This is a genomic window from Anoxybacteroides tepidamans (assembly GCF_014201465.1).
GTDB lineage: Bacteria > Bacillota > Bacilli > Bacillales > Anoxybacillaceae > Anoxybacteroides > Anoxybacteroides tepidamans.
On record NZ_JACHEP010000022.1, the window covers coordinates 19137 to 34262 of the forward strand.

15 protein-coding genes and 2 tRNA genes are annotated in these 15126 nt (G+C 41.6%); all 17 read right to left on the reverse strand.

Features of this window, described 5'->3' with window-relative positions; genetic code table 11:
* Positions 1 to 24: 24 nt before the first annotated feature.
* Positions 25 to 96 (reverse strand) — tRNA-Glu (locus HNQ34_RS14210).
* Positions 97 to 108: 12 nt separating this feature from the next.
* Positions 109 to 182, reverse strand: a tRNA-Met gene (locus HNQ34_RS14215).
* 186 nt (positions 183 to 368) lie between these two features.
* The gene (locus HNQ34_RS14220; RefSeq protein WP_183255772.1) at positions 369 to 767 is read right to left on the reverse strand and encodes a S1 domain-containing RNA-binding protein; all 399 of its coding nucleotides are present in this window, start codon (positions 765 to 767) and stop codon (positions 369 to 371) included.
* A gap of 108 nt (positions 768 to 875) precedes the next feature.
* Positions 876 to 1247 (reverse strand): FtsB family cell division protein, encoded by a 372-nt coding sequence (locus HNQ34_RS14225; RefSeq protein WP_183255774.1) that lies wholly within the window; start codon positions 1245 to 1247, stop codon positions 876 to 878.
* 17 nt (positions 1248 to 1264) lie between these two features.
* Complete coding sequence (gene yabQ, locus HNQ34_RS14230) at positions 1265 to 1876, reverse strand: spore cortex biosynthesis protein YabQ (RefSeq protein WP_183255776.1); 612 nt, start codon at positions 1874 to 1876, stop codon at positions 1265 to 1267.
* Positions 1873 to 2172, reverse strand: a complete 300-nt coding sequence (gene yabP / locus HNQ34_RS14235; RefSeq protein WP_183255778.1) for a sporulation protein YabP — start codon at positions 2170 to 2172, stop codon at positions 1873 to 1875. Before yabP ends, yabQ begins: the two co-directional genes overlap by 4 nt.
* 70 nt (positions 2173 to 2242) lie before the next feature.
* Positions 2243 to 2521, reverse strand: a complete 279-nt coding sequence (locus HNQ34_RS14240; protein WP_183255780.1) for an RNA-binding S4 domain-containing protein — start codon at positions 2519 to 2521, stop codon at positions 2243 to 2245.
* Positions 2522 to 2534: 13 nt separating this feature from the next.
* Positions 2535 to 3998, reverse strand: coding sequence for a bifunctional methyltransferase/pyrophosphohydrolase YabN (gene yabN / locus HNQ34_RS14245; protein ID WP_183255782.1), 1464 nt, complete (start codon positions 3996 to 3998; stop codon positions 2535 to 2537).
* Positions 3995 to 5593, reverse strand: a complete 1599-nt coding sequence (locus HNQ34_RS14250) for a putative polysaccharide biosynthesis protein (protein ID WP_183255784.1) — start codon at positions 5591 to 5593, stop codon at positions 3995 to 3997. The genes yabN and HNQ34_RS14250 overlap by 4 nt, the downstream gene beginning before the upstream one ends.
* A 309-nt stretch (positions 5594 to 5902) precedes the next feature.
* Positions 5903 to 6439 (reverse strand): stage V sporulation protein T, encoded by a 537-nt coding sequence (gene spoVT / locus HNQ34_RS14255; protein WP_183255786.1) that lies wholly within the window; start codon positions 6437 to 6439, stop codon positions 5903 to 5905.
* A gap of 193 nt (positions 6440 to 6632) precedes the next feature.
* Positions 6633 to 10166: a transcription-repair coupling factor gene (gene mfd, locus HNQ34_RS14260; protein ID WP_183255788.1), complete on the reverse strand. Its 3534-nt coding sequence runs from the start codon at positions 10164 to 10166 to the stop codon at positions 6633 to 6635.
* A gap of 60 nt (positions 10167 to 10226) precedes the next feature.
* Positions 10227 to 10457, reverse strand: a complete 231-nt coding sequence (locus tag HNQ34_RS14265) for an anti-sigma-F factor Fin family protein (protein ID WP_183255790.1) — start codon at positions 10455 to 10457, stop codon at positions 10227 to 10229.
* A 62-nt stretch (positions 10458 to 10519) separates the two neighbouring features.
* Entirely contained in the window at positions 10520 to 11080 is a 561-nt protein-coding gene (gene pth / locus HNQ34_RS14270) for an aminoacyl-tRNA hydrolase (RefSeq protein ID WP_183255792.1), read from the reverse strand.
* A 375-nt stretch (positions 11081 to 11455) separates the two neighbouring features.
* Positions 11456 to 12085, reverse strand: coding sequence for a 50S ribosomal protein L25/general stress protein Ctc (locus HNQ34_RS14275; RefSeq protein ID WP_183255794.1), 630 nt, complete (start codon positions 12083 to 12085; stop codon positions 11456 to 11458).
* Between the two features lie 72 nt (positions 12086 to 12157).
* On the reverse strand, positions 12158 to 13108 hold the full coding sequence (locus HNQ34_RS14280; protein ID WP_221277445.1) for a ribose-phosphate diphosphokinase: 951 nt from the start codon (positions 13106 to 13108) through the stop codon (positions 12158 to 12160).
* A gap of 12 nt (positions 13109 to 13120) precedes the next feature.
* Positions 13121 to 14500, reverse strand: coding sequence for a bifunctional UDP-N-acetylglucosamine diphosphorylase/glucosamine-1-phosphate N-acetyltransferase GlmU (gene glmU / locus HNQ34_RS14285; RefSeq protein ID WP_183255797.1), 1380 nt, complete (start codon positions 14498 to 14500; stop codon positions 13121 to 13123).
* 128 nt (positions 14501 to 14628) lie between these two features.
* Positions 14629 to 14919: a septation regulator SpoVG gene (spoVG, locus tag HNQ34_RS14290; protein WP_044742029.1), complete on the reverse strand. Its 291-nt coding sequence runs from the start codon at positions 14917 to 14919 to the stop codon at positions 14629 to 14631.
* Positions 14920 to 15126 lie beyond the last annotated feature (207 nt).

The following is a 15126-nucleotide window of genomic DNA, read 5'->3' on the forward strand; positions in this document are numbered from 1 at the left end:
CAGTTAGGAAACATCCTTTTTTAGTGACCCGTACGGGATTCGAACCCGTGTTACCGCCGTGAAAGGGCGGTGTCTTAACCACTTGACCAACGGGCCTTATTAATTATATAGCGGCGGAGGGAATCGAACCCCCGACCTCACGGGTATGAACCGTACGCTCTAGCCAGCTGAGCTACGCCGCCACGCAACGACAATTAGTATATTAATAGTGATTCGCCTTTTTGTCAATATTTTTTGCTCAGACTTTTTGGTTTTTGGTCGATCGATCGCTCCATATCAATCCACAAAATATTCCGAACAGAAAAAGCATCCAACCAATGGATGCTTTTATGCCTTAACTCTTCTCTTACTTATCGTTCAGCAGCAAGTTATCCGCGTCTCGCGCCACGACCTCCCCGTTTCGATTCAGTATGACGTTTAAGAGATGCTAAACGGTCTTCGCTTTCTTTTAAAAAGCGGCTAATTTTTTGTTCAAAGCTTTCTTTTATGGCACGATCGTTTACTTTCGCACGCGGACGCTGTGAAGGCTGTGATTCTTTTGCTTTTTTAATGGATAAGCCAATTTTTCCATCTTTTTCAACATTAATGACCCGCACGTCGACAACATCTCCGACTTTAAGATGATCATGAATGTCTTTGACATAGTTATCGGCTACTTCGCTAATATGCACTAAACCTGTCACGCCTTCTGGCAGCTCCACAAATGCTCCGAATTTTGTAATTCCCGTTACTTTGCCTTGTAACTTGCTGCCTACTTCAATCGACATAAAAAAAGTGCTCCTCCTTAAAAAAATAAAAATCGTTTTCTTTATTATAACGAATGTAAAAAACGAGTGTCAATAAGCCCGACGCCTATGTCGCTAGCAAGTCGGCGATTATTTTTCCGGAACAGTAAAAATAATCTCTCCTTGTTTCGACAAAAAATATTTTTTCCGTGCTAATTCAGCGATATAGTCATCATCGTGCAATTTTTTTATCTCCTCCTCCAATCGTTTTTGCTGTTTTTCTAATGATTCTAACCGCTGTTCCAGTTTCCTTTGATCGCGCATTTTCGCTTCGATGTTCACGGATTGAGAGTGGAGAACGTATAGAAATGCAGCTGATAGCGCCATCAGCAGAACGCTTAAAAAAGTAAAGCGAACCATGACGATGCGCCGTCTTTTCCCAGCTTTCTTTTCTTTTTGTTCAAGCGCCGAAACATACGAAGATTGAAGCTTCGTTACGTTATTTTTATGCAAAGCACTCATTGTGCATACCTCCACTCTTACTTTCGAAATTTCGAACTCCATCTTATGATCATATTCTTCCCTTTTCGTATAACTCCTGCCAGTTGATGAAAAATTTTTGCAAAGGGTTTTCGCCATTTTAGCGGAACGATCATCCAAATCCATTTCCCTAACGTGCAAATAGGCTTCAACAATAAGACGACGCAGCGATAGAGCGTTTTAAGAATCAATACTACAATTTTACATAAAAGTAACAACGTTAGTAGCAGCAAACGAAAAAGCCAGCGAATCGGCTGAATGATCACATAATAACATGTCCTGACAATAAAGCGGTATAACGCCGTAAAAAAGCGAATAGTCAACTCTAGTAGCTTTAAGTACGTGCTGCGAAATAAGCTTTGATAAGCAGCATAGCCACATAAAATTGCTAAAAAAATGTAAAATCGTAACTCTCCCTCGTTAATGAGCAGCAGCACATAAAAAATTATCAAACTTTGGAGAAGCCAAAACAAAATATCGTTGACAAACACAATAAGACGAGCCCGCTTCGACCGTTGTAAAAAGCGGCCGTACGTGTCTAGCGCGGCACCGACCCAACTCCCCATTCCAATCATCGCAAGCATCGTTTGAAGCTGAGTCGTTAAACTCATTTGAACAACTTGCTAAAGAATCCTTTAGCTTTCTCCTGATGATGGTCATCTAAATAGGCAAGGTCAAAAATTTTTCCCTTAATGGAAACGATTCCTTTATCAACATCTAAGTTTTTCATTTGCAAATTTTGCCCGCGGATCGATAAAAACCCCATCACCGTTTCGAGTAAAAATTCTTCGCTATCAAAACTTTCTACTTGCTTGACTCCTGTAATATCTAAAAGACGTCTTCCCCGCATAATGACATCATGCTCTTGGGCCGATCCTTTATTGTTTACGTCATAATGTTGACTCATTATCCCATCCCTCGCATTCATCTCACGGTTTGTACTATATATATGAATGCGAGGGGCATTTTAGAACAAGCTATAGCGATTCGTTTTCGGATACTTCAACGCGCTCTTCTTTTATGATTTCATAAAGTTGGGACGCGTCTTCTTTTTTCGTTGTTTCTTTTAAATCTGTAATTTTGACAGTAACTTTTTTCTGTCCAAACTGAATCGCCACTTCATCGCCTACTTTCACCGTAGAGCTTGCTTTTGCTGTCACGCCATTGATGGCAATACGTCCTTGGTCTGCTACTTCTTTCGCTAACGTCCGGCGTTTAATCAAGCGCGACACTTTTAAAAATTTATCAAGCCGCATAAACAAATACCCCCTACAATCCTTTTTCTTTTGCCTCTTCCCACCATTGATCGAGCTGCTTGAGCGATAGCGACTCCATGCGCAAGCCGTTCTTTTTCACTTGTTCTTCGATGTAAGAAAAACGGCGGTAAAATTTCATATTGGTAGCATGTAGCGCTTCCTCAGGATTGATTTTGTAATAACGTGCGATGTTAACAAGAGCAAACAATACATCACCGAACTCTTCCATCCTTTTTTCAAACTCATGGTCATTTTTCGAAACTTCGCGCTTAAATTCTTTTATTTCCTCTTCTACTTTATCCCACATCTGCTTTACTTCATCCCAGTCAAAACCGACTTTAGCAGCTTTCTCTTGAAATTCATATGCCTTTAATAAATTCGGTAAACTTTTCGTTACTTCATCAAGCAGCGACGAAGCGCGGTCTTGTTTTTCTTTTTCTTTGATGCGTTGCCAATTTTGTACTACTTCGTCTGCATTTTGTACCGTCACATCTCCGAATACGTGCGGATGACGGCGAATCATTTTTTCCGTAATTCCCTTGATGACATCATGGATGGAAAACATTCCTTCATCCTCGCCAATTTGTGCATGCAGCATCACTTGTAACAGCACATCGCCAAGCTCTTCAATCATGCCGTCATCATTTTGTTCATCAATTGCGTCAAAAAGTTCATACGTTTCTTCAAGCAAATATTTTTTCAATGATTCGTGCGTTTGTTTGCGATCCCATGGACAGCCGTTTGGTCCCCGCAATGTCGCAATCACGCGGCGCAATGTTTCAAAACGATGATACAGCATGGCCTCGTCCTTCACAGGCGGCACATAGACGCTTGTTAAGTTATTGAGTGTCGTGACGCGGTCAAGTTCGTACAAAGGAATTTCCACCACTTTTTCTTCTGCACTTCCTGCAGCCGTCACGACATACACCGGATAATCGTCAGGCAGCTGCTCCATCAATGCCAGCTTTACTTCCGAAGCAATAAACGAATCGTACACTTGGCAAAAAACAACATGATGCGTTAATTGCCATTCATCTTCACGGAACGATGTTGCATCAATGAGTTGAAACCCTTCGATAGGGTCAATTCGCAAAGCCGTAAACAACGCATCTAAAAAACTTTGCCCGCCTTCAATGACCACTCGGCATTGCTTTTTCTGCTCGGCTTCTAATAAAAGCTGTACCGTTTTTTCCGCTACGAGAGGATGACCCGGAACTGCATAAAAGACGTTACCCGTTTGTACATATTCCAACAGCACACGGACGATGGCTTCATACACTTCTTCAAACGTTTCATGCTTTTCATAAAGGTCATCAAATGAAGTAAATGAAACCCCTTCTTCCGTTAACGCATTGACAACGGGATGTTCCTTTGTACGCAAAAAAAGAGGCGAAGCCGTTTTTAATCGACGATAAACACCTAGCGGCAATTGGTTAATATCTCCCGCACCTAAGCCGAGAATAAAAATCGTATTCATTGTTCATCACCTATTTTAGAAAGAAGTATACGCAATTTTTCTCCAAATGGAAACAAAGTAACTTCTTGTTGAGAAAAAAGTTTTCCTTTTAACACCATTATAATATAAACACTTCCACCAAGCAGCACTCCAACTAAAGCTTGTCCAGCCGCTCCAAAACGGCTGTCCCCCCACGGCTCTGTCACCCACATGTATAGCTTTAGCGTCACAACCATCATCAATGCCGCTCTAATGAGAGAATATACATATTTTTTTCTCATAAACCGAACGCCCGTCTTTTTTTGCAGCATGAAATACAAAAATAACGACATCACCATATACGAGAGCAAAGTAGCAACCGCTGCTCCAGTAGTCTCAAACATGCGAACAAGCCATAGATTACACAACCATTTACAAACAACGGCGATCGCTACCCCGGTAACTGTTATCCACTCATATCCGATTCCTTGTAAGAGCGCTGAAGTCGTAAGAGCAATCGTTGTAAAAAAAATCGACAGCGCTAAAATCGTTAACTGTAAAGAGCCCGCATCGTTTTCGAATAACATGACATTCGTCGGGCGAATCAAAGACGCTAAACCGAACGAAGCGCCAACGCCAACAACGATTCCAACACGAAGCGATAAATCGGTTTTTTCCAAAATAAACGCTTTATCTCCTCGCTTTTTCGCTCCTGCAATAAGCGGCACGAGCGTTAATGAAAACGAAGTGGCAACAACCGTTCCTAGTTGAATGAGCGGCTGTCCACGGTCGTACATCCCTTTTAACGTTTTGGCCATTTGTTGCTCGATTCCGCTTTTCATTAACAACGACAATAACGACATCGCATCGACAAGCTGCGTAAGCGTAAGAACCATATTGGCAATACAAATCGTCAATCCTTGAACAAACAGATAACGGACAATTTTTTTGGTACTGATCATGGCTTTTGTATACGGTTCTTTTTTCTTTCTTCTCAACCAATAAGCGATTAAAACGAAAAGAGCAGCAAAACCTCCTGTCAGTGAACCAAAAATCGCTCCTGCTCCAGCTTCATAAAGCGTACGTCCGCTTTTAATAAGGATATAGGAAGAGCCTATAATCGTAACGACCCTTACAAACTGTTCCGCGACTTGCGAAACAGCGGTCGGCACCATGTTGTTTTGCCCTTGAAAATAGCCGCGCAATGTTGAAAGAAACGGAAGCAACAAAAAAGAAAACGAAATGATCTGAATAAGCGGGGTCAGCTTTTCATCCCCCATCCATTCGGCAATATAGGCTCCTCCTATATATAACGCACTAAAGCAAAGAAGGCCGATCCCAATTAAAAACCATAACGAAACTTGCAAAATATATGTAATTCCTTGTTCATCTTTTTCTTCGATTCGTTCCGCCACCAATTTAGAAATGACGACTGGATAGCCGTATGTCGCTAAAGCAACGACAATACCGTAAATCGGATATACTTGCTGATAAATATAAAAACCGACATCGCCGACAATGTTTTGATACGGTATGCGATAAAAAGCGCTCAGCACTTTCGTAATGAAAGCAGCGATGGCTAATATGGCTGTCCCGCGCCATATTTTCAACGTTCGCGACTCACCATTAAGAGTCATCGTGTTTCACCTTCCATATTATCAAAACTAACCTTTGCCATTATACCGCAAAAGAAAAAGGCAGCATAGAAGCTACCTTTTAAAAAAAACATATAGACAATTTCATCATAACTTGTTCAACCATATCCAATTGGAAAACATCGCCCCTTAGTCAAAACACGCGGGCGGCCTTTAAGCAAAATAGACCGCTGACGCTTTTCTCTTACTGGCTAGCTCTCTTCTGCTAAACCAGCCTTCGTCGAAGCGGCAAGCGCTTCTCGTCGGAAGAACATTTGGCTTCGAGAGCTGTTCTCGCCGCTGACGCTTTTCTTATTGCTCCATTTGTCGCGCTAAAAAGCTGGCAGCCGTTTCTACTGCTTTATGCTCTACTTCACCAATCGTTTTCTCTTTTGATAAAATGACAACCGCTCCAATTGGATCGCCATTTGCCACAATCGGTCCAATCGTATACGATTTCAATCGTTCTGTATGTCCATCAACCATTTCCACTTCGCTTTCTTCTATGCGAAGCACCGGTTGACGCTCTTCCATCACTTTTTCCACTAAGGAGCTGACGCTTTTATTGAGAAATTCTTTTTTCGAAACACCTGCAACAGCAATAAACGTATCGCGGTCGCAAATTAATACTGGATGCCCTAAACTATCGAACAAAGCTTCGGCATACTCTTTCGCAAAATCACTAAGCTCACTAATTGGCGAATATTTTTTTAAAATGACTTCACCGTCACGATCAACAAATATTTCGAGCGGATCGCCTTCTCGGATGCGCAACGTTCTCCGAATTTCTTTTGGAATGACAACCCTTCCTAAATCATCAATTCGACGAACAATACCAGTTGCTTTCATCTATTGATGCCTCACTTTCATCTAATAATTGAAGAATACACCGATGAATTCTCGTTGAAGAATCCACCATTGTTGAGATTAGTATCCTTCACAATGCAACTTCTATACGTGATGAAAGTGATTTTTTCAATTTTAGATAAAATTCCCCAACATTCATCATCGACATTTTTTTTTAAACATAAACGTCATATGGTTATGCTGTTACAGATTTTTCATTTTTTTTATGCGTCAGTTCTTTTAGCGTTTCATATAAAATGACGAGCCATTCTTGCGGCTTCATTCCTTTTACATAGAGCACGATTTTTAATTTAGCTCCTTCCATACCGAAACCAAATACGCGGCCGTAGCGGTCGCCGATTTGCGATAAACGTTGAATTTGTACTTCCTTCGAAGCTTGTTCGGTAAACAATAAATCGATTTGTTGCTTATGCTGCTTAATCGATTCCACTCCGTTTTGTTTCGCATATACTTTCATCTCGGCAATTTGGAACAGATAATCGACTTCATCCGGATATTCACCGAAACGATCGAGCATTTCCTCGCGAAGTTCTTCGAGTTCTTCCAATGTGCTAATTGCTTTGAAGCGTTTGTACATATCAATTTTTTGCAGACCGTCGGAAATATACGTATCCGGAATGTACGCATCAACTTCAATATCGATTTCCACTTCCATCGGCTTTTCTTCTTGATGAATACCTCTTCGTTTTTCAATCGCTTCTTTTAACATTTGCGAATACAAATCAAAACCAACGGAGTCGATAAATCCGTGCTGTTCCGCTCCTAATATATTACCTGCCCCACGAATCGATAAGTCGCGCATCGCGATTTTAAATCCAGAGCCAAGCTCTGTAAACTCTTTAATCGCTTGCAATCGTTTTTCTGCAACTTCATTTAATACTTTATCCTTTCGATACGTAAAATACGCATAAGCGACGCGATTTGATCGCCCGACACGCCCTCTTAATTGGTATAGCTGGGAAAGGCCCATGCGATCGGCATCGTACACAATCAACGTATTCACATTCGGAATATCGACGCCTGTCTCGATGAGCGTCGTTGTCACGAGCACATCGTATTGTCCTTCTAAAAACGCCAGCATGACAGACTCCAATTCGTTCTCTGTCATTCTTCCGTGGGCATATGTGACGCGCGCATCGGGCACAAGCATCGAGATTTCTTCCGCTTTTACATCGATATCTTCAATGCGGTTATAAATAACAAACACTTGTCCATCTCGCGCAAGTTCCCGCTCAATCGCCTCGCGAACCAATTCTGGCGTATATTCCATGACATACGTTTGCACAGGAAAACGATTTTCCGGCGGTGTCTCAATGATCGATAAATCGCGCACGCCAATCATCGACATATGCAACGTTCTTGGAATCGGTGTTGCCGTTAATGTTAACACATCGATGTTCGCTTTAAGCTGCTTAATTTTTTCTTTATGGCTCACACCAAACCGCTGTTCTTCGTCGATAATCAGCAAACCTAAGTCTTTAAACGTGACGTCTTTCGATAATAATCGGTGCGTGCCGATTACCATGTCGATGGTGCCAGCTTTCAACCCTTTAATCGTTTCCGCCTGCTGTTTTTTCGTGCGGAAACGGTTGAGCAAACCAACATGAATCGGATATCCTTGAAAACGTTCACGGACGGTTTCATAATGTTGTTGCGCCAAGATCGTCGTCGGCACTAAAAACGCGACTTGCTTTCCATCCATAATTGCTTTAAAAGCGGCACGAAGCGCTACTTCCGTTTTTCCGTATCCGACATCGCCGCACAAAAGACGGTCCATCGGTTTTTCGCTTTCCATGTCGCGCTTGATTTCTTCAATGGAACGAAGCTGATCTTCCGTTTCTTGATAAGGAAACGCCGCTTCAAATTCGCGCTGCATTTCCGTATCCGGAGAAAACGCATATCCTTTACTTGCTTCACGCTCCGCATAAAGTTTAATTAAATCTTCGGCAATATCTTGGACGGATGATTCCACTTTTTTCTTGACCTTTTTCCATTCTGTCCCGCCAAGTTTGTAAATTTTCGGCTCTTTTCCTTCCGAACCAACGTATTTTTGCACTTGATCAATTTGATCGACTGGAACGTATAACGTATCGCTTCCTTGATACTGAATATGGATATAGTCTTTATGAATCCCGTTAATTTCTAACGTTTCAATGCCTAAATATTTGCCGATTCCGTGGTTGACGTGTACGACATAATCGCCTACTTGCAATTCTGAATAACTTTTAATCCGTTCCGCGTTCGACAATTTTTGCCTGCGGATCGTTTTTTTCACACGCTTTTTAAATAATTCTTCTTCCGTAACGACCGCTAGTTTCTGCATCGGCAATTCAAAGCCAGTGTTTAAATCTCCTTGAACGAGCTGGCATTTGCCGTGCATGAGCGGCTCCCCTTCAGGCAACGGGGCAACATCGATTTCATAATCTTCTAAAACGGACTGTAGTTTTTTCATTCGTTCCGCGTTCGGGGCTAAAAAAACCACCGCATACTTCGCCTTTTTCCAACGCTCCAATTCCGTATTTAACAAAGGCATTTGTCCGTGGAAATTTTGCATTTGTTTGCAAGAAATACTCACAATATTTTGCGGATGCGTGTGCGGAACATGACGCAAAAACAATGATAAATAAACGCGCGGTTTCTTGCACGTTTGCAACAAGTCTGAAAAAGTGTGGGAAATCGGGATGCCATGAATCATTTTCCCTTCCGACAGTAAGCTTGTATACCATTCCGCCTCTTCTTTATCCAAATTTTCCGACATTTCGTAAAGCCGGCTTACTTCATCCAAAAACAGCAATCCGTTTTCCGGCATATAGTCTAGCAAACTAGCAGGTTCATCATAAAAAAGAGCGGAATATTTATACTGCTGCTCGATTTCTTGCCCTTGTCTTAAGCGCTCTAGTTCAAATGAAATGTGTTCAAGCAATAATTGTTTTGCCTTCTCGTCTTTTAATGTTTTTACACTTTCCGCAAGCCCTTTTTCTATCCGTTCAATGCCTCGTTGCCATGCTTCCCCGTACACAAGCATTTCATCGGCAGGTCCGATCAAAACTCGCTTCACTTCTTCCCGCGAACGCTGGTCATCGATAGTAAACGTTCGAATCGATTCTACTTCCGTATCAAACAGCTCGATTCGATAAGGGAGCTCCGCTGTTAATGGATAAATATCGATAATGCCGCCGCGAATGCTAAATTCTCCTGGAGTCGATACGGCCGGAGTACGCTTATATCCCATTTGCACAAGGCGGTTTTTATAAACGTCAATATCGAATTCTTTTCCTGTTTCAATCGTCAATAAATTTTCTTTCCATAATGACTTCGGAGGCAATAAGCGGCGTATCCCTGCAACCGGAGCGATGACGATTCCCTTTTTTTGTTTTGTCCAGTAGTTCATCACTTCCAGCCGTTGAGCTTTTAATTCAGGGCTAGCGATCGCCATTTCTGCGGCAATCATTTCATTGACGGGATACAGAAACACTTCTTCTGCGCCTAATAATTGTATAAGATCATCATATATTTTTTGCGCTTGAAACAAATTATGAGCAACGACAAGAAGCGGCCTGCCGGTTTCTTTATAAATGGACGATAAAAATACGGACCGCGCTGAGCCGGATAACCCGGTAACAAGCTGCTCTTTTAGTCCTGCCTCAATTCCTTTTATAATGGATTGGACATCTTGATTTTCTACAAAATAATGATGCAATGCACGCACCTAATTCCCCTCCTCTCATGGCGATAAATACAAAAATGCTTTGGTACGCCCAAAGCTCCCCTATTGTATAAATTTTTCGTATTGATACAATTCTGGATTTCTTTCAAGCGCTTCGTGACAATCTTCGCAAATCGTTTTCACATGAATCTCTCCATTTGGAAGATAAGAAATCATAGCTAAGCGTTCTTTTTCCGTTAAATGATGAAATCCTAACTGTTCGCTATATAACGGAACGCGATCAATCATCCCCACTTTTACTCCGCAATGCCGGCAATAATAATGCAATGCCATGTCCTCAACCTCCTAATGGTCTTTCACATATGCTTATTTTTTACCATTTAGGAGGAATTTATTCATGAATTATACTCGTTCATCACTTGTAAAAATGGAGACGTAACGAATTTTTCACAAGCATCTGTCGCACGCATAATGGCTTGTTGGATATCATGTTCTTCTTCTTTCGTAAATCTTCCTAATACATAATCCGTTACTTTTTGTCCGTTTTGCGGACGCCCAATGCCGAGGCGAATTCGCTTAAATTGATCGGTATCCAAGTGCTGAATGAGCGATTTTATTCCGTTATGGCCGCCGGCGCTTCCTTTCATGCGCAAACGGATTTTTCCAACAGGAAGATCTAAATCATCGTAAATGACAACTACATCATCTATATCAATCTTATAATAATCGATGAGCGGGCGCACACATTCCCCTGATAAATTCATATATGTTAAAGGTTTACATAATATAACTTTTTCTCCGGAAATTATGTGAGATGCAAAAAGTCCATTAAACTTTGCTTGATTGTACGAAAGATTCCATCGTTTTGCAAGTTCGTCGATGACCATAAACCCGACATTATGTCTCGTTTGTTCATATTCTTTTCCTGGGTTTCCTAGGCCGACAAATAGTTTCAACGGTTTGTCTCCTCTCTATTTTCATACTGGAACAGCGTTCAATTCGTTTTAAACGAATCGGCAAAAATCAGGTGTGTTGATTAACCAATAAAAAACAGGTGACATCGCTCTATTCCTAGCTTTTCTGCCGTAGTCGGCTAAGCTCAGCTTGCCGACTGGGCATGCTGTACGCATGCTCTCCTCGAACAATGAACGCTTTGCGGGCAAATGACATTTGCCCGCCGGCATTCTTGTTCGAGGGCAGAGGCAGAAAAGCTTGTGTTCAGCAATATGATTCTGTGTTTTTTAGTAAAATAATGGATAATCAACATTCGTGGGCAAAAATTTAATAAATCGTGTACAAAAGACGTAACCAAATGGCGGTTACGTCTATCTTCATGTCTCTCGGGTTGTTTCTCTGCCTTCTTCAGATTCAGGACGTCCAAGTTGTTGCTGTTCACCGCTATGAATTTCTTCTTCTTGCTTCGGTGGCAAAATCGAGGCGATCACTTCCGTCGGTTCATGGTTGATTTCGTATTTCCCGCCAGTGTTGAGATCACCGACCGTAAACGTGTCACCGACTTGCAGATGGGAAATATCCACTTCAATGGAAGGCGGAATATTGGCCGGCAATGCGCGAATCGACAGCTGATGCAACGACTGTTGCAATACGCCACCATCTTTGACGCCGGCTGCCTCCCCGATTAAATGAACGTTCACATCAATATCCACTTCTGTTGACATATCCACCGCTTGAAAATCGACATGAATAATTTCGCTGCGAATCGGATCTTTTTGAATATCGCGAAGCAGCGCCGAATGACTTTCCCCGTTTACTTTGAGCGTAATCAAACTATTGCGTCCTGCTTCACGAATCGTTTTAATAAAATGAGCGGCATCTACAAAAATCGCCTTATTTTTCACATTTTTCCCATAAAGCACACCCGGAATATTCCCTTGCAATCGAATGTCTCGAAGAGAGGAGTGCTTCTCTTCTGTTCGTTCTTTTGCTTCTAACACAGCCATGAATGATCATCCTCCTGTTTTAGAATCTACGGATTACTTTGTCCTAAAACAAGAAGATTTAAACATCGTCGATTAATCAAATAAAGCACTAATGGATTGTTTTTCATAAACACGAATAATCGCTTCCGCAATCAAAGGAGCCACTGATAACTCTACAATTTTATCAATTTTCTTCTCTTCTGGAAGCGCAATGGAGTTCGTTATAACCAATTCTTTAATTTTAGAATTTTGAATCCGTTCAATCGCTGGCCCTGATAAAACCGGATGTGTACAACATGCATACACCTCAGCTGCTCCGTTTTCCACTAACGCATTAGCCGCCAATGTAATCGTTCCTGCTGTATCGATAATATCATCAATTAGAATAGCAGTTTTTCCTTCTACTTGTCCAACGATGTTCATCACTTCTGCGACGTTTGGCTTCGGACGACGTTTATCAATAATCGCAATTGGAGCTTTTAAACGATCCGCTAGTCTCCGCGTACGTGTCACTCCGCCATGATCCGGAGATACGATCACAATATCTTGAAGGTTTTTGTTTTTAAAATAATCTGCTAAAATTGGCACACCCATTAAATGGTCGATTGGAATATCAAAAAATCCTTGAATTTGCGGTGCATGTAAGTCAAGGGTGATCACACGGGAAGCACCCGCTGTTTCTAAAAGATTAGCTACTAATTTTGCGGTGATCGGTTCGCGAGAGCGCGCTTTGCGATCTTGTCGAGCATAGCCGTAATAAGGCATAACGATATTAATCGTTTTCGCAGAGGCACGCTTCAACGCATCAATCATAATCAAAAGTTCCATTAAATGCTCGTTCACAGGATCGCTTGTCGATTGAATGACAAATACATCCCCACCACGAATGCTCTCTTCAATATTAATTTGAATTTCCCCATCGCTAAATCGAGATACCGAACATTTTCCTAGCTGCACACCAATAACTTGGGCGATTTCTTCCGCTAATTTGATATTAGAATTCAATGCAAACAACTTCAAACTCGAATCAACATACTGAGACATGATAAACCTCCATTAGGATTTTTTCTTAGCGTTAAGGCGATCGACATAATTTTCTTTATTCACTTGACGGGCGCGGGCAATCGATAAAGCATTCCCGGGAACATCATCGGTAATCGTAGAACCTGCTGCTACATAGGCACCTTTTCCAATCGTCACAGGGGCGATTAAATTCGCATTGCAACCGATAAATGCACCATCTTCAATTTTTGTTAAATACTTATGTTTTCCGTCATAATTTACCGTAATCGAACCGCAGCCTAAATTCACGTCTGCTCCTACTTCTGCATCGCCGATGTAGCTTAAATGCGACGCTTTGCTTCCTTTTCCGAACGTTGATTTTTTTATTTCCACAAAGTTTCCGATCCGAACTTCATCATCAATTTTTGAAGATGGCCGAATATGAGCAAATGGTCCGATCGTTACATTATGGCCAATTTCGCTATCGTGGGCAACTGAATGCCGAATCGTTGTACCGTTTCCAATCGAGCAGTTTTTAATTTCCGAATGAGGGCCGATGATGCATTCTTCACCGATTACCGTTTTCCCTTCAATAACGGTGCCAGGATAGATCACGGTGTCACGTCCAATTTCTGCTTCTGGTGATATATACGTATGCTCCGGATCGATAATCGTCACACCATTTATCATATGTTGACGGTTAATTCGTTCGCGCATCATTTTTTCGGCTTGCGAAAGAGCGACGCGATCATTCACTCCGATTGTTTCTTCAAATGAAGGAGCTTGGTAGGCAGAAACGATTTCCCCTTTAGCCTTTAAAATTTCAATTACATCTGTTAAGTAATATTCTTTTTGGGCGTTATCATTTGATACTTTTGTAAGCGCTTCAAACAAAGATTGATTATCGAAGCAATATGTTCCCGTATTAACTTCCTTGATCGCCCGTTCCTCTTCTGTTGCATCTTTATGTTCGACAATTTTTTCTACATGCCCATTATTATTTCGAATGATGCGTCCATATCCGGTAGGGTTTTCTGCGATGGCTGTTAAAATAGTAGCTTTGGCGCAAGTAGCAAGATGGTGTTCTAACAACGCTTTCATCGTTTCAGCAGTGATAAGCGGGGTATCTCCACAAACGACAAGCGTCAATCCTTCTTTATCTTGCAAATAAGGAGCAGCTTGCATTACCGCATGAGCCGTTCCTAACTGTTCCTCTTGGAGAGCAAATTCGCTTTTATCACCAATTTGCGCTTTTACTTGTTCTGCGCCAAATCCAACAACTGTAATCAGCTTTTCAAGACGAAGCTGCGACACTTGATCTACTACATGCTGAACCATTGGCTTGCCGCAAACAGGATGCAACACTTTATATAGTTTCGACTTCATTCGTGTTCCCTGTCCCGCTGCCAATATTACCGCATATCGTTTTACCATAAACAAGGCCTCCAATTACCTTTTTATCCATATTGAATATATCTCAATTAGCTATGTATTTCAAGGAAACATTCTGTTTTACCAAAAAAATCAAAAAAGCCTGTCCGATCGGAACAGGCTTTTTCTATTTAGGAAGCACCGGCTTCTTCAAGTTCTTCTTCAAGTTCACCTAAACGGTGATACTCGGCTAATACGGCCTCTTGAATTTTCCCGCGGGTTGTGGAATTGATTGGATGCGCAATGTCACGAAATTCCCCGTCAGGAGTACGCTTGCTTGGCATAGCGACAAACAAGCCGTTATTGCCGTCGATTACGCGGATATCATGTACGACGAATTCATTGTCCAACGTAATAGAGGCAATCGCTCTCATGCGTCCTTCGGTATTCACGCGGCGTAATCTTACGTCAGTTACTTCCATTCTGCTCACCACCTTTTCCCTATATCAGAACTTGGTTAATTTTATTCCACATTTCTCCCGTATCTCCTTCTTTTTTCTCTAAATTTTTTTATAAAAAATAGCTAAAATGACCTGTTTTTGTCAAAATATCAAAAGAAAGCGGGGAAATAAAGGTGGGGAACGTCTCATCGCATCAGGCGTGTTGATTAACCATTAAAAACCGGTTGA

Coding starts and splice junctions, on each gene's coding strand:
- spoVT (WP_183255786.1), bottom strand. CDS start 6,439: ATGAAAGCAACTGGTATTGTTCGTCGAATTGATGATTTAGGAAGGGTT.
- HNQ34_RS14225 (WP_183255774.1), bottom strand. CDS start 1,247: ATGAGTGCTTTGCATAAAAATAACGTAACGAAGCTTCAATCTTCGTAT.
- yabN (WP_183255782.1), bottom strand. CDS start 3,998: ATGAATACGATTTTTATTCTCGGCTTAGGTGCGGGAGATATTAACCAA.
- yabQ (WP_183255776.1), bottom strand. CDS start 1,876: ATGAGTTTAACGACTCAGCTTCAAACGATGCTTGCGATGATTGGAATG.
- HNQ34_RS14250 (WP_183255784.1), bottom strand. CDS start 5,593: ATGACTCTTAATGGTGAGTCGCGAACGTTGAAAATATGGCGCGGGACA.
- HNQ34_RS14220 (WP_183255772.1), bottom strand. CDS start 767: ATGTCGATTGAAGTAGGCAGCAAGTTACAAGGCAAAGTAACGGGAATT.
- HNQ34_RS14275 (WP_183255794.1), bottom strand. CDS start 12,085: ATGGCTGTGTTAGAAGCAAAAGAACGAACAGAAGAGAAGCACTCCTCT.
- HNQ34_RS14240 (WP_183255780.1), bottom strand. CDS start 2,521: ATGCGGCTTGATAAATTTTTAAAAGTGTCGCGCTTGATTAAACGCCGG.
- glmU (WP_183255797.1), bottom strand. CDS start 14,500: ATGGTAAAACGATATGCGGTAATATTGGCAGCGGGACAGGGAACACGA.
- HNQ34_RS14265 (WP_183255790.1), bottom strand. CDS start 10,457: ATGGCATTGCATTATTATTGCCGGCATTGCGGAGTAAAAGTGGGGATG.
- yabP (WP_183255778.1), bottom strand. CDS start 2,172: ATGAGTCAACATTATGACGTAAACAATAAAGGATCGGCCCAAGAGCAT.
- HNQ34_RS14280 (WP_221277445.1), bottom strand. CDS start 13,108: ATGTCTCAGTATGTTGATTCGAGTTTGAAGTTGTTTGCATTGAATTCT.
- spoVG (WP_044742029.1), bottom strand. CDS start 14,919: ATGGAAGTAACTGACGTAAGATTACGCCGCGTGAATACCGAAGGACGC.